This window comes from Cupriavidus sp. SIMBA_020, from assembly GCF_046535395.1.
Taxonomy (GTDB): Bacteria; Pseudomonadota; Gammaproteobacteria; order Burkholderiales; family Burkholderiaceae; genus Cupriavidus; species Cupriavidus campinensis.
Map to the genome: position 1 here is coordinate 1 of NZ_JAWRWU010001537.1, position 240 is coordinate 240.

Annotated in this window: 1 protein-coding gene; it reads left to right on the top strand. The window is 76.7% G+C overall.

The genetic code is table 11. The features are described from left to right. Window positions 1-240 (top strand): hypothetical protein (locus SB751_RS34740; protein WP_410749580.1); only part of this gene is annotated, 240 nt, incomplete at both ends.

The window sequence follows — 240 nt, forward strand, 5'->3', positions numbered from 1 at the left end:
GTCGATGCGGCGGCGACGTCGGGCGTTGCGATCGGCGCCAACTCGGTCGTCACGTCGGCCGGCACCGACGCCACGGCGCTGGGTTCCGCCGCGACCGCGGCGGCCAGCGGCGCGACCGCGCTCGGCAACGGCGCGACGGCCAACGTCGCCGGCTCGGTCGCGCTCGGCAAGAACGCCGTGACCACAAGCACGAGCGGTACGACGACGGCAGGCACCGGGGCCGTCGGCAGCGCGACGGTC